Annotated in this window: 18 protein-coding genes; 10 read left to right on the forward strand and 8 right to left on the reverse strand. The window is 43.4% G+C overall.

What is annotated here, in order from left to right; genetic code table 11:
- Positions 1 to 85 precede the first annotated feature (85 nt).
- On the reverse strand, positions 86 to 1,756 hold the full coding sequence (gene glnS / locus AC30SH_RS04720) for a glutamine--tRNA ligase (RefSeq protein ID WP_314885716.1): 1,671 nt from the start codon (positions 1,754 to 1,756) through the stop codon (positions 86 to 88).
- A 267-nt stretch (positions 1,757 to 2,023) separates the two neighbouring features.
- Between glnS and AC30SH_RS04725 the strand changes: the two genes are divergently transcribed.
- From AC30SH_RS04725 to tdeA, 3 genes are all read left to right on the forward strand, one after another.
- A complete protein-coding gene (locus AC30SH_RS04725; protein WP_489582216.1) occupies positions 2,024 to 3,199 on the forward strand; it encodes an efflux RND transporter periplasmic adaptor subunit in 1,176 nt (391 codons plus the stop codon).
- Between the two features lie 19 nt (positions 3,200 to 3,218).
- Positions 3,219 to 5,150, forward strand: coding sequence for a MacB family efflux pump subunit (locus tag AC30SH_RS04730; RefSeq protein ID WP_489582217.1), 1,932 nt, complete (start codon positions 3,219 to 3,221; stop codon positions 5,148 to 5,150).
- 87 nt (positions 5,151 to 5,237) lie between these two features.
- Entirely contained in the window at positions 5,238 to 6,608 is a 1,371-nt protein-coding gene (gene tdeA / locus AC30SH_RS04735; protein ID WP_489582218.1) for a toxin/drug exporter TdeA, read from the forward strand.
- 125 nt (positions 6,609 to 6,733) lie between these two features.
- Here the strand turns inward: tdeA and AC30SH_RS04740 are convergent, their stop codons facing one another.
- The 3 genes from AC30SH_RS04740 to AC30SH_RS04750 all read right to left on the reverse strand — a co-directional run bounded on the left by AC30SH_RS04740 (position 6,734) and on the right by AC30SH_RS04750 (position 8,737).
- Complete coding sequence (locus AC30SH_RS04740; protein ID WP_314885720.1) at positions 6,734 to 7,057, reverse strand: zinc ribbon domain-containing protein YjdM; 324 nt, start codon at positions 7,055 to 7,057, stop codon at positions 6,734 to 6,736.
- A gap of 73 nt (positions 7,058 to 7,130) precedes the next feature.
- Entirely contained in the window at positions 7,131 to 8,012 is an 882-nt protein-coding gene (locus AC30SH_RS04745; RefSeq protein ID WP_314885721.1) for a DMT family transporter, read from the reverse strand.
- Between the two features lie 44 nt (positions 8,013 to 8,056).
- On the reverse strand, positions 8,057 to 8,737 hold the full coding sequence (locus tag AC30SH_RS04750) for a TIGR01621 family pseudouridine synthase (protein WP_212510698.1): 681 nt from the start codon (positions 8,735 to 8,737) through the stop codon (positions 8,057 to 8,059).
- A gap of 139 nt (positions 8,738 to 8,876) precedes the next feature.
- On the opposite strand from AC30SH_RS04750, the gene AC30SH_RS04755 reads away from it, so the two are divergent.
- From AC30SH_RS04755 to AC30SH_RS04765, 3 genes are read left to right on the forward strand one after another with little or no spacing between them, the layout of a single operon-like run.
- Positions 8,877 to 9,785, forward strand: coding sequence for a LysO family transporter (locus AC30SH_RS04755; protein ID WP_212510697.1), 909 nt, complete (start codon positions 8,877 to 8,879; stop codon positions 9,783 to 9,785).
- 13 nt (positions 9,786 to 9,798) lie between these two features.
- On the forward strand, positions 9,799 to 11,256 hold the full coding sequence (gene cls, locus AC30SH_RS04760) for a cardiolipin synthase (protein WP_212510696.1): 1,458 nt from the start codon (positions 9,799 to 9,801) through the stop codon (positions 11,254 to 11,256).
- Between the two features lie 58 nt (positions 11,257 to 11,314).
- A complete protein-coding gene (locus tag AC30SH_RS04765; protein WP_489582219.1) occupies positions 11,315 to 11,956 on the forward strand; it encodes a histidine phosphatase family protein in 642 nt (213 codons plus the stop codon).
- Between the two features lie 62 nt (positions 11,957 to 12,018).
- Here the strand turns inward: AC30SH_RS04765 and folC are convergent, their stop codons facing one another.
- Together folC and accD are read right to left on the reverse strand one after the other, a co-directional pair.
- Positions 12,019 to 13,365 (reverse strand): bifunctional tetrahydrofolate synthase/dihydrofolate synthase, encoded by a 1,347-nt coding sequence (folC, locus tag AC30SH_RS04770; protein ID WP_489582220.1) that lies wholly within the window; start codon positions 13,363 to 13,365, stop codon positions 12,019 to 12,021.
- A gap of 2 nt (positions 13,366 to 13,367) precedes the next feature.
- The gene (gene accD / locus AC30SH_RS04775; protein WP_314953539.1) at positions 13,368 to 14,255 is read right to left on the reverse strand and encodes an acetyl-CoA carboxylase, carboxyltransferase subunit beta; all 888 of its coding nucleotides are present in this window, start codon (positions 14,253 to 14,255) and stop codon (positions 13,368 to 13,370) included.
- Positions 14,256 to 14,452: 197 nt separating this feature from the next.
- Here accD and AC30SH_RS04780 point away from each other — a divergent pair, with 197 nt between their 5' ends.
- From AC30SH_RS04780 to dxs, 4 genes are all read left to right on the forward strand, one after another.
- Positions 14,453 to 15,403 carry an alpha/beta hydrolase gene (locus tag AC30SH_RS04780; protein WP_485861949.1) on the forward strand — a complete coding sequence of 317 codons (951 nt, stop codon included), beginning with the start codon at positions 14,453 to 14,455 and terminating at the stop codon, positions 15,401 to 15,403.
- Positions 15,404 to 15,542: 139 nt separating this feature from the next.
- Positions 15,543 to 15,788: an exodeoxyribonuclease VII small subunit gene (gene xseB / locus AC30SH_RS04785; RefSeq protein ID WP_296026697.1), complete on the forward strand. Its 246-nt coding sequence runs from the start codon at positions 15,543 to 15,545 to the stop codon at positions 15,786 to 15,788.
- 10 nt (positions 15,789 to 15,798) lie between these two features.
- Positions 15,799 to 16,689 carry a (2E,6E)-farnesyl diphosphate synthase gene (gene ispA, locus AC30SH_RS04790; RefSeq protein ID WP_489582221.1) on the forward strand — a complete coding sequence of 297 codons (891 nt, stop codon included), beginning with the start codon at positions 15,799 to 15,801 and terminating at the stop codon, positions 16,687 to 16,689.
- 83 nt (positions 16,690 to 16,772) lie between these two features.
- Positions 16,773 to 18,629 (forward strand): 1-deoxy-D-xylulose-5-phosphate synthase, encoded by a 1,857-nt coding sequence (gene dxs, locus AC30SH_RS04795; protein ID WP_485861947.1) that lies wholly within the window; start codon positions 16,773 to 16,775, stop codon positions 18,627 to 18,629.
- Positions 18,630 to 19,016: 387 nt separating this feature from the next.
- Here dxs and rplT read toward each other — a convergent pair whose 3' ends face one another.
- Together rplT and rpmI are read right to left on the reverse strand one after the other, a co-directional pair.
- Positions 19,017 to 19,370, reverse strand: coding sequence for a 50S ribosomal protein L20 (gene rplT / locus AC30SH_RS04800; RefSeq protein WP_005596075.1), 354 nt, complete (start codon positions 19,368 to 19,370; stop codon positions 19,017 to 19,019).
- Between the two features lie 55 nt (positions 19,371 to 19,425).
- On the reverse strand, positions 19,426 to 19,623 hold the full coding sequence (rpmI, locus tag AC30SH_RS04805; protein WP_005542274.1) for a 50S ribosomal protein L35: 198 nt from the start codon (positions 19,621 to 19,623) through the stop codon (positions 19,426 to 19,428).
- Between the last annotated feature and the right edge of the window lie 134 nt (positions 19,624 to 19,757).

Genomic DNA, 19,757 nt, shown 5'->3' on the forward strand with positions numbered 1-19,757 from the left:
CCAATCACTATTGGCATTAACAGTTAAAAAAGTGCGGTCGAAATTCGACATGAAAAACGACCGCACTTTTTAATGAGTGATGAGGTTAAAAACCTTCTTTCAAGCTCACCGTTAAGTTAAACACCAAATGTTCCGGGTGGCTGTCTTTGCTGTCGGCACAGAAATAGCCTTCACGTTCAAATTGGTAGCCTTTTTCCGCATCCGCATTACTTAGGCTTTGTTCGACGAAACCGTGTTTCACCACTAAGGACGTTGGGTTTAGCACGCTTTCGATGTTTTCTTCTGCGCCCGGGTTTGGCACGGTGAAAAGTCGTTCATATAAACGGAATTCTGCCGGGTGGTTGTGTGTGGCGGAAACCCAGTGGATTACGCCTTTCACTTTGCGACCATCTGCCGGATTTTTACCTAAGGTTTCCGGATCATAGGTACAGAAAATGGTGGTGATGTCACCGTTGGCATTTTTTTCCACACGTTCTGCTTTAATCACATAAGCATTACGCAAACGCACTTCTTTGCCTAACACTAAGCGTTTATATTGTTTGTTGGCTTCTTCACGGAAATCTGCACGATCAATGTAAATTTCTTTGCTGAACGGCAATTGACGTTCGCCTAATTCCGGACGATTCGGGTGATTCGGCGCAGTTAACATTTCTTCGCCTTCAAAATTTTCAATCACTACACGAACAGGATCGATCACCGCCATGGCACGCGGCGCATTTTGGTTTAAATCATCACGAATGCAAGATTCTAATGCGCTGTATTCCACCACGTTGTCTTGTTTTGTCACGCCAATACGACGACAGAATTCACGCAATGACGCCGGCGTATAACCGCGACGACGTAAACCTGAAATAGTCGGCATACGCGGATCGTTCCAGCCATCTACAATGCCTTCATTGACTAATTTCAACAATTTACGTTTAGAAGTGAGCGTGCCTTCTAAATTTAAACGGGAGAATTCATATTGGTGCGGCAATGGGCGCTCAATGCTAATGTTTTCCAACACCCAGTCGTACAAACGGCGGTTGTCTTGGAACTCAAGGGTACATAATGAGTGTGTAATGCGTTCGATGGCATCGGAAATACAGTGGGTAAAATCGTACATTGGATAAATGCACCATTTGTCGCCGGTTTGGTGGTGGCTGGCAAATTTGATGCGATAAATCACCGGATCACGCATGACCATAAACGGCGACGCCATGTCAATTTTCGCACGAAGACTCAGCGTGCCTTCTGCAAATTCGCCGTTTTTCATTCGCTCAAATAACGCGAGGTTTTCTTCTACGCTACGATCACGATACGGGCTGTTTTTCCCCGGCTCGGTTAACGTGCCGCGATATTCGCGCATTTCTTCCGGTGAAAGTTCGTCCACATACGCCAACCCTTTTTTGATCAATTCAATAGCATAACCATAAAGTGCATCAAAATAATCGGAAGCGTAACGCGGCTCCCCTTCCCATTTGAAACCTAACCATTCCACATCGGCTTTGATGGAATCCACATATTCCACATCTTCTTTCACCGGATTGGTGTCATCAAAACGGAGATTACATAAACCGTTATATTCTTTTGCTAAACCGAAGTTTAAACAGATAGATTTGGCATGACCGATGTGCAAATAGCCATTCGGCTCAGGCGGGAAACGGGTGTGAACACGTTGGTGTTTACCGGACGCTAAATCTTCATCAATAATTTGGGTAATAAAATTGTGCGGACGGGCATTTTCCGTCGTTTCTAAGATAGTTTCTGTACTCATAATTTTCTCAATTAAAACGCATAAAAAAATAACCGCACTATTCTACACATTTTTCCTTGAAAGCTGAAATTTATCTAAGGAATCGCAGTGTTATTTGTTTCAGCACAAGGCAAAATCTTGCGTGGACTTTTGAAATTTCTCGTGCAAAAAATTTAATTTCCCATTAAAATGCGCCACTAAATGAACGTTCATTCATTAATAATTAAGATTTCCTTAATCGTTCTCCTGTATTCTATTTTCACTGTTTCTTTTAACTCTTAAGAAAATATGACAAAAAAACATTGGATAATGGCCGCACTGGCTGCCGCGGTGATCACCGGCGGTTATTTTTTTATGGGCGATTCCACGCCTAAAACTACCTATTTAACGGAAACCGTGCAACGTGGCGACATTGAAAAAAATGTGGTAGCGACCGGCTCAATTGAAAGTGTCAACACCGTTGATGTGGGCGCGCAGGTTTCCGGTAAAGTCACCAAACTCTATGTGGCTTTAGGTCAGCAAGTGAAAAAAGGCGATTTGATTGCGGAGATTGATTCCACCACGCAAATCAACACGCTAAACACTCGAAAAGCGGCGCTTGCAAGCGACCAAGCCCAGTTTGTCGCGCGTAAAACCGCCTATGATGTGGCGCTTTCTAATTACCATCGTTTAACCAAATTGTATGCGCAAAAAGGCACGTCCTTGGACAGCTTAAACAGTGCAAAAGCGACCTTAGATAACGCCAAAGCGGAAATGAATGTGGTGCAGGAAAACATCAAACAAGCAGAAATTGAAGTGAATACGGCGGAAACCAATGTAGGCTACACCAAAATCACCTCGCCGATTGACGGCACAGTGATTGCCACACCGGTTTCTGAAGGCCAAACGGTAAACTCCAATCAAACCACGCCGACCATCGTCAAAGTGGCGGATTTAAGCAAAATGCGCATTAAACCAGAAATTTCCGAAGGCGATATTACGAAAGTGAAAGCCGGACAAGAGGTGACCTTTAGTATTTTATCCGACAGCAAAACCCTTTATCACGCCAAAATTGAATCCGTTGATCCGGCGACAACGACGATTAGCAATAGCTCCACGTCCAGCACCACAACTTCAACGTCAAGCACCAGTAACAGCGCAGTTTATTACTACGCCAACATTATCGTAGAAAATCCCAACCGGATTTTGCGCATCGGCATGACCACGGAAAACAACATCAAAATTGCCAACGTGCAAAACGTGCTTTCCGTGCCGAATATGGCAATTCAAACGCAAAACGGTAAAACCTTTGTGAAGGTATTAAACAGCAACAACCAACCGGAACAGCGCGAAGTAGAAATCGGCGTACAAAACGATTACCAAACAGAAATTAAATCCGGCGTTGCTGAAGGCGAAAAAGTCATTGTGTCACAAGTGGCTGCCGGCGAAGCCGTCGGCAATATGCGCGGACCACGAATTTTCTAAAGTGCGGTGGAAATTTCCAATGAATATTATTGAAATGAAAAACATCAACCGCTACTTTGGCGCCGGCGAAAATCGTGTTCATATTCTTAAAGACATTTCATTAAATATCGAAAAAGGCGATTTCGTTGCCATTATCGGGCAATCGGGTTCGGGCAAATCCACGTTGATGAACATTATTGGTTGTTTGGATACAGCGACCAGCGGTTCGTACAAAATCGATGAGAAAGAAACCATCGAATTAACCGCCGATCAGCTCTCCGATTTACGCAGTCAAAAATTCGGTTTTATTTTCCAACGTTACAATTTATTGAGCAGCCTTACTGCAGCAGAAAATGTGGCATTACCGGCAATTTATGCGGGCATGCCCCACAATCAACGTTTGGAACGCGCCAAACAATTATTGGAAAAACTGGGGTTAAGCGATAAATGGCAGAATAAACCTAATCAACTCTCCGGTGGGCAACAACAACGGGTGAGTATCGCCCGCGCCCTAATGAACGGGGGAGAAATCATTTTAGCCGATGAACCCACCGGTGCGTTGGATTCGCAAAGTGGCGAAAATGTGATGGAAATCCTGCGTCAACTGCACCAAGAAGGGCATACCATTATTATGGTTACCCACGATAAACACATCGCCGCCAACGCCAATCGGATGATTGAAATCAAAGACGGCGAAATTATCAGTGACACGCAAACCCAGCCGGTGAAAAGTGCGGTCAAAAATTCAGGTGTTTTTAAAGGACGTTTCGGCTTCAGCAAAGATCAGCTGATGGAAGCCTTTCGGATGTCTGTCAGTGCCATTGTGGCACATAAAATGCGCTCTTTGCTCACCATGCTTGGCATCATTATTGGGATCACTTCCGTGGTGTCCGTGGTGGCATTGGGCAATGGCTCGCAACAAAAAATTTTGGAAAATATTCGCGGCATCGGCACAAACACCATCACCATTTTTAACGGCACCGGCTTTGGTGATCGCCGTGCGGAACAAATGCAGAATCTTACAGTTAACGATGCCAACACATTAAGCCAACAAACCTATGTGCAAAGCGTTACGCCGAATAGCGCGTCAAGCGGCACATTGATTTATGGGAATAAAGCATTTTCGACGACGTCCTTAAAAGGTGTGAGCGAAGAATCTTTTGATGTTGAAGGCTTAAAATTAAAACAAGGTCGCCTACTCTCAGCACAGGATGTGGCAGAAAATGCGCAAGTGGCATTAATTGACGAAAGCGCCAAAAAATCCATTTTCCCCAATGAAAATCCCCTTGGCAAAGTAGTGATGTTTAATAAACGCCCGTTGCGTATTATTGGTGTTGTGTCCGACCGACAAATGGGCGGTGCGAGCAGTTCACTGAATCTTTATGCGCCCTACACTACTGTGATGAACCGCATTTCAGGCAGTAAAAAAATCGGTTCGATTACGGTGAAAGTCGCGGAAGATGTGAACACAACAGCGGCAGAAAAAGGCATTACGGAATTGCTGACACTACGCCACGGTAAAAAAGACTTCTTCATCATGAACAGCGACACCATTAAACAAACCATCGAAAGCACCACCGGCACGATGAAATTGCTTATCTCCTCTATCGCCTTTATTTCCTTGATCGTCGGCGGGATTGGCGTGATGAACATTATGTTGGTATCGGTGACCGAACGCACCAAAGAAATCGGTGTGCGCATGGCAATCGGTGCAAGGCAGTCTAATATCTTGCAACAATTTTTAATTGAAGCTGTGTTGATTTGTCTTATCGGCGGCGTCACCGGGATTCTATTGTCAGGTGCCATTGGCTTGCTGTTTAACACCTTTATGACCGATTTCGTCATGGCATTTTCCGGCGGTTCGATTATTGCCGCCGTCGCCTTTTCCAGCTTAATCGGCGTAGTGTTCGGCTACACCCCGGCAAAACGTGCAGCACAATTAGATCCGATTACGGCATTAGCCCGTGAATAGATTTTGTAAAACCTAAAAATGCGGTTAAAATCGACCGCACTTTTGAGGCATAAAATAGCCCCCTTGAACCTTAAAGAAGGATAAAAAATGTTAAAAATGAAAAAATTAGCCCTTGCAGTGGTGATGGCAACCAGCCTCGCCGGCTGTGCCAATATCGGCGATTCTTATCAAGCCAGCCTCGATAATTACAAACAATATGAAGACATCACCAAGCAATACAACATTAAAGACAACTGGTGGGCGCTTTATAACGATGCACAACTCAACCGCGTGGTCGAACAAGCTTTAGCAAATAATAAAGACTTAGCCAAGGCGGCAGTTTCCGTCAACCGTGCACTGTATAGCGCTAACCTTGCCGGAGCAAACCTCATTCCAGCCTTTAGCGGTACAGCAAAATCCTCTGCCCAAAAAGACATTAATCGTGGTGGCAATTCAGCAATCACACACACCGGCGCGTTAAATGTGTCTTATACGTTGGATTTATGGCGTCGTTTAGCGGATACCGCCGATGCAGCAGAATGGTCGCATAAAGCCACCATTGAAGACATGGAATCTACCCGTCTTTCTTTAATCAACTCGGTGGTGACAACCTACTACCAAATTGCCTATTTAAACGATGCCATTAGCACCACACAAGAAAGCATCAAATATTACACCGACATCAGCAACATCATGAAAAATCGCTTGGCACAAGGTGTCGCAGACAGTGCCAGCGTAGATCAGGCGCAACAAGCGGTATTAACGGCGCGTAGTAATTTGATCACCTTGCAAACCAACCGTAAAAACGCAGAAAAAACCTTACGCAATTTGCTGAACTTAAAACCGGATGACGCATTAAACATCAACTTCCCGCATATTTTGAGCGTGAAAACTGTGGGCGTGAATTTAAACGTGCCGGTTTCCGTGATCGCCAACCGTCCTGATGTCAAAGGCTATCAAGCCCGTTTAAGCAGCGCATTCAAAAATGCCAAAGCCACAGAAAAAAGCTGGTTCCCGGAAATTACCTTGGGCGGGAGTTTAAGCCGTAATGCCACCAATCAAACCGGCGCGACTACATTCTCCTCTATTGGTGCCGGCAACGTTGGCATTACGCTGCCGTTCTTAAATTGGAACACGGTTAAATGGAACGTGAAAATCTCTGAAGCAGATTACGAAACAGCCCGTTTGAACTACGAAAAAAGCATCACCACCGCGTTAAATGACGTAGATACCAACTACTACGCATTCACTCAAGCACAAAGCCACTTTAGCAACGTGCAACAAACGTACAATTACAACCAACGCATTACACAATATTACCGCAACCGCTATAACGCGGGTGTGTCTGAATTGCGCGAATGGTTGACGGCGGCCAATACAGAAAAAGCCTCCCAGCTTTCCATTTTGCAAGCCAAATTCAATATAATTCAGGCAGAAAATGCCGTTTATAGCTCCATGGCAGGTTACTACTCTCGTTAAACAAAAATGCGGTGAAAAATCACCGCACTTAATTAAAAAAACAAAAACGGCGCTTGATTAATAAAGCGCCGTTTTTTATGAAACTTACTACGCACAAATCAAGTGCGGTAATTTTCTAGCGTGTTTTATGCTTTTTTCAAAAACTCTGATTTCAACATAATTTTGCCGCAATCCACGTTGTGGTCGCCGCGAGCAAGGCGGATGCCTTTAAATTTTGTGCCTTTTTTCAATACTTCGGAAGACCCTTTTAATTTCAGATCTTTGATTAACAACACATCGTCACCATCAGCTAATAAATTGCCGTTGCTGTCTTTGACAATAAGCGCATCATAGTCATGCTCTTCGACTTCGTTGCCGGTCCATTCATGGCCACAATCCGGGCAAACAAATTGGATAGAATCGTGATAGGTGTTTTCGCCTTTGCAAGATGGACAAATTGGATATTCCATGGATTTCCTCGTTTTCAATGTCATTTCAAAGTGCGCTATTGTAGCGGAAAATCAACTGTTTTTGGGGAATAAATTACACTTTCGTTTTCCCTTGGCCACGCATTCTAGCCAATAAACTAACAGACACAATGATCACCAAAGAGCCGAGCCAGAAATGCACTGTCGGCACATTCTGCCAAAACAGCCAGTCACAAACACTAGAAAAAATGACGCCGGTAAACGCAAAAGGCGTGATGACATTTGCCGGAGCGTATTTAAACGCACGCGTCAGCAGAAGTTGGAAAATTAAGCCAAAGCCGCCAACCAATAAAAGCATGAACAAGCCATGCACTGTCGGGAGCGTCCACTGCGCCATAAAAAATAACGGTAACAAAATAGCGCCAAGCAAATGGAAATAAAAAACGATATTCTTTGGTGAATTATGCTTATTTAATTCCTGCAAACTGATAAACGCCATGGCGGCTAAAGTCGCCCCACCCAATGCCACAAAAATATAATAGGGCTCCACCTCGCCGTGGTGATCGGTGAGCAAAATAATTGCCACGCCAATAAACCCAAGCACACTGCAGGCAATGACTTTCAGCGGCGTGCGAGTACGCAAAATAAAGAGCAATACCGGCACGAATAACGCAGAGGTATTCAACAGCAAAATAGAAATGGAAAGCGGCAAATATTTGATGGCATAAAAAGTACATAACATACTGCCGATGCCGGCAAGGTTGCGAATCACCAAAAACGGCCATTGGCGCATTTCGACTCGGAAATCACCATCGCGAATCATAAAGGGTAACAAGAAAACAAAACCAATCAGAAAGCGAGAAAACAAAATTTCACTTGCCGGTAATTCATCCGAGGCATATTTTACGAACACGCCCATCAAGGCGATACTGATATAGGCAAGCACCATGCAAATAATGGCCTTGTGGTATGAACTGGTTATGATCTTATTCGGCATTGGTAACGTTCCTTGATTCGCAGCGCCCAAAGTGCGGTCAATTCTTAAGGTGTTTTTTCATTTTCACCATGAAGATATTTTTCAATGTCCCGCCAAAAACGTTGAAAAATTTCACCGCACTTTTCGCTCTTATTAAGAGGTGTTCCCTTAATTTGAACCTTCAAACCCGAATAGTCAAATGATAATTGGTAGGCGTGTAAATAAGTACGATCAGCCTCATCTCCACCATACAATTCATCCCCTAAAATCGGACTACCTAAACTTTTCATTGCGACACGCAGTTGGTGGGTTTTACCGGTTTTTGGTTGCAAGATAAATAAACGCAAATTAGGGACCAAACTGTGTGAAACAAAATCTGTCACGGCTGGATTTTCTTTGCTTTGGCAAAGTTTCCACGCGCCTCTTCTGGCCTTTTGCATATCTCCACTGATTCTACCCTGTTTTTTCTTCGGTTTATGCGTTGCTAATGCAATGTATGTTTTCTGAATTTGATGTTGCGCGAATTTCTGCGACAACGTCACAGCTGCACGTTCGTTTAAGGCGAGAATCAATAAGCCTGAAGTAACTTTGTCCAGCCGATGCACCAGCCAAACCTTCGGTATACCAAGTTGCTGCGCCACTAATTGAGTTAACCCCACATCCGCGTCATCTTTATGTACGCTAATGCCATTAGGCTTATTGATCACAATAAAATCAGGGTGTCGAAATACAATTTGGAATGTCATAGGGAAATACTAGAGGAAAATGATGGCCGAAAGTATAGCACAATCAATGACCTTAGCTTTAGTGTTAAGGCTCACCGATAGGCGAAAATAGGGAAAAGTGCTATACTTTGCCACCTAACAGCATTTGAAGGTGACAACAGTGTACGAAGGGTTACTCATTATTTTAGTGCCGATGTTTATCGGTTACATGGTGAAAGTGAAAAATCATGCAATTTTGCAATCTTTCGGTCGCGTGACCATGATTTTGCTGTACATGATTCTCTTCACCATGGGTTTTTCACTCGGACAACTGGATGATTTAGCACAACAATTACCGCAAATCGGCGTTTATGCCCTCACCTTTATTTTGTTTATCCAAGGTCTAAATTTCATCGGCTTATTTCTTTACGACAAGCTCCATCCACAGCCACTAAAACACATTGCAGAAAAAATCCCCTCGCGTTGGCATATCATGTTGGATTCATTAAAATTATGCACGGTGGTGCTCATTGGTTTCGTGGTTGGTTGGCTGTTCAAAGGTCATTTTGCTTTGCCCCATGACGCCACCACTTATGTGCTGGTTGTCATGATTTTTTGTGTGGGCGTGCAATTGCGCAACAATGGCATTTCCATGCGAGCGGTATTTTTCAATAAACGCGGCTTAGAGATGGGCGTGATTTTCATGTTCACCTCATTACTTGGTGGCATTATCGCGGCTTTCATATTGTCAGTGCCGATGATACAAGGGTTAGCCGTGTCCTCCGGTTTTGGCTGGTATTCTTTGTCTAGCGTAACCCTCAGTAATGCTTGGGGGCCGATTTGGGGCAGTATTGCGTTTTTTAATGATTTATCGCGTGAATTGATTAGCTTATTTATTATCCCGCTATTCATGCAAAACTACCGTTCAACTGCGGTGGGTTTTCCGGGGGCAACCTCACTGGATGTCACCTTACCCATTATTCAAAAAGCCGGTGGCGTAGAAGTTTTACCGCTCGCCTTTAGTTTTGGGTTTATCACAAACATTACACCGCCGATTTTATTAATGCTTTTTACCTCGACACCTTTATAACGCGGTCATTTTTATGAATATCGAACAAATTATCGCCTACATTATTCCTGCACTTATCTGGGTTCTCACCATTGCCATTACCATTCGTTTGGTCATGAAAAAGCAATCTGTCGCCGCCATGCTATCTTGGTTGATGGTGATTTATGTGTTTCCTATCATCGGCATTGTGGCGTATTTGATCTTCGGGGAAATTAATCTCGGGAAGCGCCGCGCAACACTATTCAACCAGCTCAAACCCCAATTTATGGCGTGGTTCGACAGGCTATCGAAATGCGATAACTTGGTGAATACGAAAACCAATCTACTCTATCGTTCGATTTTCGACTTAGCCAAACAACGTCTTGGCATTCCTTGTGTTTTAGGAAACGAACTGCATATTCTGGACACTCCGGAAAACATCATGCGCAGCATCATTGAAGACATCGAACGCGCAGAAAAATCCATCAATATGGTGTTTTATATTTGGTCGCCTTCTGGTTTGGTGAACGACGTCAAAGAAGCCCTTATCGCAGCCTGTCAACGTGGGGTGAAAGTACGTATTTTATTGGATTCCGTGGGCAGTCGCCCGTTTTTAAAAAGTGCAGATTGTCGTGCTATGCAAGCCCAAGGAATTGAGATTGTTGAAACCTTACATGTGAATTTATTCCGCATGTTTTTCAGTCGAATCGATTTACGTCAACATCGCAAAATTATTGTGATCGATAACCAAATTGCTTACACCGGCAGTATGAACATGGTGGATCCGAAGTTCTTCAAAAAAGATAGCAATGTGGGCGAATGGATTGATGTCATGGTACGTATCAATGGCCCTGTGTCTGCCGTTCTCAACGGTTTGCATGCGTGGGACTGGGAAATTGAAACAGGACAATCCGTGCCATTAGATATTCCTGATTGCCCGTTATTACCTTTGGAACAAAACAATTCTCACGCAGTACAAATTCTTGCCACCGGCCCGAGTTTTCCAGATGATTTAATGGCGCAATCTCTCGCCATCGCAATTTTTTCTGCACGGAAAAGCATTGTTATCACCTCTCCTTACTTTGTGCCAAGCCATAATATTGCCGAAGCATTACGCACAGCCGCCCTACGAGGTGTGGATGTCTCTATCATTCTGCCAAAAGAAAATGATTCGATGATGGTACATTGGGCAAGCCGTACATTTTTTGATGATTTACTCGCCGCCGGTGTAAAAATTTATCATTTCAATAAAGGCTTACTGCACACCAAGAGCATGCTGATTGATAATAAATTGGCGTTGGTTGGCACTGTAAACATGGATATGCGCAGCTTTTTATTGAATTTTGAAGTGACCATGGTGGTGGAAGATGCGGCATTCGCGAACGAAATTTCCCTTTTGCATGAAAGCTACATCAAAAACGCTGAACTGCTGAACTACGACGAATGGGCAAATCGCTCCGTTTATCAACGCATTATCGAAAAACTGTTTTTCCTTTTCAGCCCGCTCTTATAAAAAAGTGCGGTCATTTTTTTCTGCGTTTTTATCTCAACAAGATTTAACAGGATAATTCATGAATAAACATCTCACGTTCTACTTAGTCCGCCACGGACGTACTCTTTGGAACGAGCAAGGATTATTACAAGGATTCGGCAACTCCGACTTAACCGAACAAGGTGTTAAAGGGGCAAAACAAACCGGTGAGGCATTACAACGCATTCCTTTTGTTGCTGCCTATTCCAGCTGTTTACAACGTACCATCGACACAGCGCAATATATTTTAGGCGAGCGCGATGTGCCGCTGTTTCAACATAAAGGGTTAAACGAGCAATATTTCGGGTCTTGGGAAGGTTTACCGGTGGAAGAATTGCGTTCTTTAGAAGAATTCAATCAAATGCTCAAAGATGCCGCAAATTATAAAGCGCAAAGCAATGGCGGAGAAACCTTTGAACAACTTGCCAAACGAGCAATGAAAGCGCTTCAGGACATTATTCAAGTACATGAACAAGGCAATATTTTGATTGTTTCACACGGACATACATTGCGTTTATTGCTTGCCTTACTTGCCGGAACAGGCTGGCAAGAACATCGTGATGAAGGCAAAAGCCAATCTTTGTTAAATTGTGCGATTAACATCGTGCACTATAAACAAAGCCATGAGACGGACGGAAAATTTACTATTGAAACAATAAATGAAGCCGGACATTTACGTTAAAAAAAGCGCCAAGGATTATTCCTCGGCGCTTTTTATATGATATTTAGTAAAATAAATTTTGATTAGGCTTGAGCCAATGTCAAAAACTCGCCAACAGTATGAAAAGATCCGAACACCAGCACGGTATCATTTTTATTAGCCATTTCTACCGCACTTTTCACGCCTTCTACCACAGAATCTAAATAACGGCCCTGCACGCTCAAATGCTGCTGAGTTGCAACCTGTTGCAACGTCACAAATAAATCCTCACCATGTTGCCCTCGATAGCCACCTAATGTGACACAACACCACTCATCCACCAACGGCAGTAAAGGCGTCAACACACCGACCGAATCTTTGTCTTTTAAAATACCACAAACGGCAATCAGTTTTCCTGGCGACTGGGCTTTAAGTGCGGTCAGTTTTTCTGCTAAATAACGTGCTGCGTGCGGATTATGCCCCACATCAATAATCATACGCGGTAGCGCTTCCACTTCACGCTGAACCATTTGCGCAAAATGCTTTAGGCTTGCCGGTTTCATCGTTTGAAAACGCCCGGTGAGTTCCACCTCAAGCAAGGATTTTTTCACGGTTTCAAGAGAAATTTCAAACGGCAATTTTTGTACCGCCGCCAATGCAGTTGCGGCATTGGCTAATGGAATTTGGCAAAGCGGTAAATCTGCTAATAAATTCCACCGCACTTTTTCGTCTTTACGCGTGGTTTGCCATGTCCAGCTTTGCTCCTGCTGGCAAAAATGCCAATCAAGATGACGACAAAATAATTGGCAACCTAATGTTTCGGCATGCGCCAACATGCTTTGCGGAATATTAGGTTCGCCAATAATCACCGGTTTATTGGCGCGGAAAATTCCCGCTTTTTCAAACCCGATTTGATCGCGCGTAGAACCGAGGAAATCCGTATGATCAATGTCAATACTGGTAATGACCGCCATATCATTGTCCACGATATTCGTGGCATCCAAGCGACCACCCAGCCCCACTTCTAAAATCACCACATCCAATTTTGCCTGTTTAAACAAATATAACGCAGACAAGGTACTGAATTCAAAATACGTTAATGATTGCGTTTTATTTTGCTCAATATACGCAAAAGAAGCCGTGTGCTGTGCATCATCCAACTCGTGATTCTGAATACGAACACGTTCGTTATAACGTAACAAATGCGGTGAAGAATACACGCCGACACGATAGCCCGCATTCAATAAAATGGTTTCTAACAAACGGCAAGTGGTACCTTTGCCATTTGTACCACCTACGGTAATCACGAAAGGTGCCGGCGTGAGCAAATCTAATTCTTGGGCGACAGATTTGATGCGTTCCAGCCCTAAATCAATCGCTTTAAAATGGCTGTTTTCCAAATAAGAAAGCCACTCGTCGAGTGGCGAAGTGGCTTTTAACATTGTGTTCATATTTATTCTTCTGTGATTAATTCGCTTTCCACAAAAGGAGATGGCTTATTCATCAGTTTGCTGACCAAACTCGCCAAGGTATTACGCATATCAGCACGTTTTACGATCATGTCGATAGCGCCTTTTTCCAATAAAAATTCACTGCGTTGGAAACCTTCCGGCAATTTTTCACGCACGGTTTGTTCAATAACACGTGGGCCGGCAAAACCGATTAATGCTTTTGGTTCAGCAATGTTGATATCTCCCAACATCGCGAAACTGGCAGAAACCCCACCTAAGGTTGGATCCGTCAATACGGAAATAAATGGCACGCCTTTTTCACGCATTTTAGCCAACACGGCACTGGTTTTTGCCATTTGCATGAGGGAGAACAGGGCTTCCTGCATGCGTGCACCACCACTGGCGGAGAAGCAGACAAACGGGCAATTTTCTTCAATGGCTTTTTCTGCGGCTTTGACAAATTTCGCGCCCACTACAGACCCCATGGAACCGCCCATGAAGCTAAAGTTAGAGGCGGCAGCCACAATCGGCATATTGTATAACGTACCGTAAAATGCAATTAAGGCATCTTTTTCACCGGTCTCTTTCTGCGCGGCACTAATACGATCTTTATATTTCTTTAAGTCTTTGAATTTCAAGATATCTTTCGGTTCTAACTCTGCCGCTAATTCTTGTACGCTGTCTTGATCCAATAAGCCCAATAAGCGTTCGCGCGCATCAATTCGCATATGGTGGCCGCATTTCGGGCAAACTTCCAAATGACGTTTTAATTCTTCACGATATAGCACCTGATCACATGAGGTACATTTTGTCCATACACCTTCAGGCACATTAGCTTTGCGGGAAGAAGACGATGTATTTTTACTAAAAATTCTATCAATCCAGCTCATATTTAACCTTTTTCTCTTGATTAACAAAAAATTGTGGGCTATTAGACCATAATTTTGAAAAATTTTATAGCAATTTATACTGATCTGATTAGTCATCAAGTGCGGTCATTTTCCCGAGTATTTTTATCTGATAAAAACGTTAGAAAAACTGACCGCACTTTGCTACGCTAGCGCAAAAATCTCAAAAAGGAAAACGTATGAAACCGTTATTATTGGCACTTTCTTGTGGCGTATTTTTTAATCTTGCCGAGGGACATCAATCGACTTCTGCCGGCAATTTAGAACCAGCGCTCATCCCTAATGCACAAGAATATGTGCTTCACAGCCAATTTACGAAAAAAGATTATCGCATTCAGGTGATGCCTGTTGGTGAAGTAAGGCGTATCGGCTACTCCGTCCTTTATGTATTAGATGGCGATGCCCTTTTCCCGGCAGCTGCCAGCATGGCGCAAAATATGATGGCGCGTGCGCAAGAAACCAATGCCGTACCATTTTTAATCGTCGGCATCGGCTACCCGAATACTCAACTTCTTAATCCGACAGAACGCGCACAAGACTATACGCCCCCCTCAGAAAGTTATGGCGATACCGGCGATAAAACCAATAAAAAATTTGGTGGTGCAGAATATTTTTATCGCTTTATTCAGGAAGAACTCGCGCCAGATTTACATCGCCGTTTTTCAATTAACGCGGCGCAACAAAACATTTTCGGGCATTCTTATGGCGGCTTATTTAGTTTATACAGTTTATTTAATCATCCGGATGGGTTCCGCAACTATCTTATCGCCAGCCCTTCAATCTGGTGGAATCAGCAACGGATTTTGCAAGATTTCCCTGCATTTTCCGAACATCTGCAAAGCATAAAAGAAAAAATTGGCGTGCGTTTCACCGTTGGGGAATATGAACAAAAATTAGCGCCCTATATGAAACAAGATCCCGAACGGCAAAAGCAGTTAGATCAGCGCGCCATGGTGACGCAAGTCAACAATTTAGCAGAAAAACTGAATGGGCTGCCTAATGATAAACTATCCGTTGTGAGTAAAATTTATCCTGAAGAAACCCATATGACCAGTGTCATGCCGGCTTTATTAGAGGGGTTGAAGTGGCTTTTTTCTCGCTGTAAAGCACAACAGGATTGTGAATTCTAACCACCAAAGTGCGGTACCTTTTTCCGTTATTTTTTAGAAGCGATTATTCACCGGAAATACTCTAAATTCGCCCTAACAATAGCAATAAAAATCAAGTACAATACGGCAATTCTATTTTGCTGCAAAAAAGGATGAGACCATGGCGCGCAAACCGGCTGAAAAAAACGAACCGGATTTTGAAAATACCTTAAAACAACTGGAAGAAATCGTCTCCCGTTTGGAAAATAACGACCTTTCTCTTGAAGAGGCATTAAAAGATTTTGAACAAGGCATCAAGCTGGCTCAGTTAGGGCAAGAACGCTTACAACAAGCGGAACAGCACATCCAAATTTTGTTACAAAAAAGCGAAAGTGCGAAACTCAGCGATTATCAAGCGGAAGAATAACGGGGCGGCAATGTATCAGTTCTCAGAAGATTTACAGCAAGTTCAGCAGCGAATTAATCACTTTTTAACAGAACAATTTGCTCATCTTGATAGTGCGCCGGCGCCTTTAGCTGACGCCATGAAATATGGCTTGTTGTTGGGTGGAAAACGTATTCGCCCCTTTTTAGTTTACGCCACTGGCAGAATGCTTGATGCCAACGATGCACAGCTCGATTACGCTGCTGCCGCCATTGAAGCCATTCATGCTTATTCATTGATTCATGATGATTTGCCTGCCATGGACGACGACGAATTACGTCGAGGTCATAAAACTTGTCACATTGCCTTTGACGAAGCCACCGCAATTTTAGCCGGTGATGCGTTGCAAGCCTTTGCCTTTGAGATTTTAACGGAGATTCCAACGCTATCGGCGGAACAAAAGCTGGCGCTCATTAAAACCTTAAGTGCCGCTTCCGGTATCAAAGGGATGTGCTTGGGACAAAGTCTGGATTTAATATCAGAACACAAAATCATCAGCCTGCAAGAATTAGAACACATCCATTTAAATAAAACCGGTGCCTTGCTCAAGGCGGCGCTCACGATGGGCTTTATTTGCTCCCCTCATTTTGCCGACAAGGCTTTAGCACAACAGTTAGAACGCTACGCCACGGCAATTGGACTCGCCTTCCAAGTGCAAGATGATATCTTAGACATTGAAGGCGATAGCGAAACCATCGGCAAAACGGTCGGTTCTGACTTGACGGCAGATAAAAGCACTTATCCGAAATTATTGGGGCTGGAAGGTGCCAAACAAAAAGCACAAGAGCTTTACGAAATGGCATTAGCCGAACTGAGAGATTTACCTTTTGATACCACCGCACTTTATGCGTTGGCGGAATTTATCATTAAACGAAGAAGCTAATCCGCCCTCAAAAGTGCGGTGGAAATTAACGCTGTTTTTAGCGTGCTGAGATAGAAATTTAACGTTGGAATTGATTACCCTTTATGCAAAATTACCCCCTTTTATCCTTAATTAATTCACCTGATGATTTGCGCTTATTAAACAAAGAAAAACTCCCTCAAGTCTGCCAAGAATTGCGTGAATACCTGTTAGAATCAGTGAGCCAAAGTAGCGGTCATTTAGCCTCTGGTTTAGGTACGGTGGAACTTACCGTTGCACTGCATTATGTCTTTAAAACGCCTTTCGATCAGTTAATCTGGGATGTGGGCCATCAAGCCTATCCGCATAAAATCTTAACCGGTCGTCGTGACCAAATGTCAACCATTCGACAAAAAGGCGGGTTACATCCCTTCCCTTGGCGTGGTGAAAGCGAATTTGACGTATTAAGCGTAGGACACTCTTCCACCTCGATCAGTGCAGGATTAGGCATTGCCATTGCCGCAGAACGAGAAAATGCCGGAAGACAAACGGTTTGTGTCATCGGTGACGGCGCCATTACGGCAGGTATGGCATTTGAGGCATTAAATCACGCCGGTGCGTTGCACACCAATATGTTGGTGATTTTAAATGATAACGAAATGTCTATTTCGGAAAATGTCGGCGCGTTAAACAACCATCTTGCCCGAATTTTCTCCGGTTCGTTCTACTCTACCGTGCGCGACGGTAGCAAAAAAATTCTCGATAAAGTGCCGACGGTGAAAAACTTTATGAAAAAAACCGAAGAACACATGAAAGGTGTGATGTTCTCACCGGAAAGTACCTTATTTGAAGAGTTGGGTTTCAACTATATTGGCCCTATCGATGGACACAATATTGATGAATTAATCGCCACATTGAGCAATATGCGCGATCTAAAAGGTCCTCAATTACTCCACATCAAAACCAAGAAAGGCAAAGGCTATACCCCGGCAGAAAACGATCCCATCGGTTTCCATGGCGTGCCAAAATTCGACCATTTAAGCGGTCAATTACCTAAATCCAATGCCACCCCAACCTATTCCAAAATTTTCGGTGATTGGTTATGTGAAATGGCAGAACGAGATCCAAAAATTATCGGCATCACCCCGGCAATGCGCGAAGGTTCCGGCATGGTGGAATTTTCTCAACGTTTCCCACAACAGTATTTTGATGTAGCGATTGCTGAACAACACGCGGTAACCTTTGCCGCCGGTTTGGCGATCGGTGGATACAAGCCTGTAGTTGCGATTTATTCAACTTTCTTGCAACGCGCTTATGACCAACTGATTCATGATGTCGCCATTCAAGATCTACCGGTTCTCTTCGCTATTGACCGAGCAGGCATTGTCGGCGCCGATGGACAAACTCACCAAGGTGCATTTGATATCAGTTTCATGCGCTGTATTCCAAACCTGATCATCATGACGCCAAGCAATGAAAATGAATGCCGCCAAATGCTTTATACCGGCTATCATTGCGGTAAACCTGCTGCCGTGCGTTATCCACGCGGAAATGCCGTGGGCGTTACTTTAGAACCGTTACACCCCTTGGAATTGGGGAAATCAAAGTGTGTTCGTGAAGGGAAAAAAATCGCGATTTTAAATTTTGGTACGCTTTTACCAAATGCCTTGATTGCCGCGGAAAAGCTGGATGCCACCGTGATTGATATGCGGTTTGTCAAACCGTTGGATGTCGCCCGTATTAACGAGATTGCCAACAGCCATGAACTCCTTGTGACATTAGAAGAAAATGCGATTCAAGGCGGCGCAGGAAGTGCGGTGGCGGAAGTATTGAATCAGCAACAACATCAAGTGAAATTGTTGCAATTAGGGTTACCGGATTTCTTTATCCCTCAAGGATCGCAAGCTGAAACACTCACCGATTTAAAATTAGATGCCGCAGGCATTGAACAGCAAATCGTGGATTTTCTGGCTGGGAAATAACTCTTCCAATCAAAAACGACGGATGATTCAACCTCTGTCGTTTTTCTTTTTGCGGTTCATCCCATTTTCTAAAAAATAGAATAAATTTTTCTTTTTTATTTGAACTATTTTAAAGATACCTAGTCTTAACAATTGCTAGTGCACTGCAAATGCAGTTGTCTTTTAACGTTTTCTTATATTTAAGACCTCCCCGCTATTCAGAAATTGGATAGCGGTTTTTTCTTTTTTGGGAAAAAGGAAAAAGTGCGGTCTATTTTAGGCGAGTTTTAAAAGAGTAAATTAAAATCTGATTCTATTTCTATTACGCCGAAAACAATAAAATCTAAAAAATAGGCATAAAAAAGGACGCCCTAAAGCGTCCTAATTTTTTACCTAAACTTTAACGAATTAAAGTGCAGATTTTGCTTTTTCAACTAATGCAGCAAATGCCACTTTGTCGAATACTGCGATATCAGCAAGGATCTTACGGTCGATTTCAACAGACGCTTTTTTCAAACCGTTGATGAATTTGCTGTAAGATAAACCATTTTGACGAGCCGCTGCGTTGATACGTGCAATCCATAATTGACGGAATTGACGTTTACGTTGACGGCGGTCACGATATGCGTATTGACCAGCTTTGATCACTGCTTGGAAAGCAACGCGATACACGCGTGAACGTGCACCATAATAACCTTTAGCAGCCTTAAGAACTTTCTTATGGCGTGCTCTTGCAATAACACCACGTTTTACACGAGCCATTATTTAATCTCCTATGTAATATTTTTAACTAAAATGAACTGACGTACGTTTGTGCTTATGCGTATGGCAAGCACGCTACTACTAATACTAAGTCGGACTTAGCAACCATGGATTTATGGCGTAGGTGACGTTTACGTTTTGTTGTTTTCTTAGTCAAAATATGACGTAAGTGAGATTGTTTACGCTTGAAACCACCGGAAGCAGTTTTTTTGAAACGCTTAGCAGCACCGCGTACTGTTTTAATTTTAGGCATTGTTAAATAACTCCGCATTTTTAAGTTTAAACAACATAATCAGGCGAACCGTTTTAAGGCGATTACTTGTAGGCACTGATTATTTCCAATCAAGGCAATTTAAAACTGCCCTTTTCAAACGTCATTAGGCTGCG

This window comes from Aggregatibacter sp. HK296, assembly GCF_980469475.1.

What these genes read in the sequence shown, in the direction of transcription:
- AC30SH_RS04765 (WP_489582219.1), top strand. Translation starts at nt 11,315, where the DNA reads ATGAATAAACATCTCACGTTCTACTTAGTCCGCCACGGACGTACTCTT.
- dxs (WP_485861947.1), top strand. Translation starts at nt 16,773, where the DNA reads ATGCAAAATTACCCCCTTTTATCCTTAATTAATTCACCTGATGATTTG.
- AC30SH_RS04730 (WP_489582217.1), top strand. Translation starts at nt 3,219, where the DNA reads ATGAATATTATTGAAATGAAAAACATCAACCGCTACTTTGGCGCCGGC.
- folC (WP_489582220.1), bottom strand. Translation starts at nt 13,365, where the DNA reads ATGAACACAATGTTAAAAGCCACTTCGCCACTCGACGAGTGGCTTTCT.
- xseB (WP_296026697.1), top strand. Translation starts at nt 15,543, where the DNA reads ATGGCGCGCAAACCGGCTGAAAAAAACGAACCGGATTTTGAAAATACC.
- accD (WP_314953539.1), bottom strand. Translation starts at nt 14,255, where the DNA reads ATGAGCTGGATTGATAGAATTTTTAGTAAAAATACATCGTCTTCTTCC.
- AC30SH_RS04780 (WP_485861949.1), top strand. Translation starts at nt 14,453, where the DNA reads ATGAAACCGTTATTATTGGCACTTTCTTGTGGCGTATTTTTTAATCTT.
- AC30SH_RS04740 (WP_314885720.1), bottom strand. Translation starts at nt 7,057, where the DNA reads ATGGAATATCCAATTTGTCCATCTTGCAAAGGCGAAAACACCTATCAC.
- tdeA (WP_489582218.1), top strand. Translation starts at nt 5,238, where the DNA reads ATGTTAAAAATGAAAAAATTAGCCCTTGCAGTGGTGATGGCAACCAGC.
- AC30SH_RS04750 (WP_212510698.1), bottom strand. Translation starts at nt 8,737, where the DNA reads ATGACATTCCAAATTGTATTTCGACACCCTGATTTTATTGTGATCAAT.
- glnS (WP_314885716.1), bottom strand. Translation starts at nt 1,756, where the DNA reads ATGAGTACAGAAACTATCTTAGAAACGACGGAAAATGCCCGTCCGCAC.
- AC30SH_RS04745 (WP_314885721.1), bottom strand. Translation starts at nt 8,012, where the DNA reads ATGCCGAATAAGATCATAACCAGTTCATACCACAAGGCCATTATTTGC.
- cls (WP_212510696.1), top strand. Translation starts at nt 9,799, where the DNA reads ATGAATATCGAACAAATTATCGCCTACATTATTCCTGCACTTATCTGG.
- rpmI (WP_005542274.1), bottom strand. Translation starts at nt 19,623, where the DNA reads ATGCCTAAAATTAAAACAGTACGCGGTGCTGCTAAGCGTTTCAAAAAA.
- AC30SH_RS04725 (WP_489582216.1), top strand. Translation starts at nt 2,024, where the DNA reads ATGACAAAAAAACATTGGATAATGGCCGCACTGGCTGCCGCGGTGATC.
- ispA (WP_489582221.1), top strand. Translation starts at nt 15,799, where the DNA reads ATGTATCAGTTCTCAGAAGATTTACAGCAAGTTCAGCAGCGAATTAAT.
- rplT (WP_005596075.1), bottom strand. Translation starts at nt 19,370, where the DNA reads ATGGCTCGTGTAAAACGTGGTGTTATTGCAAGAGCACGCCATAAGAAA.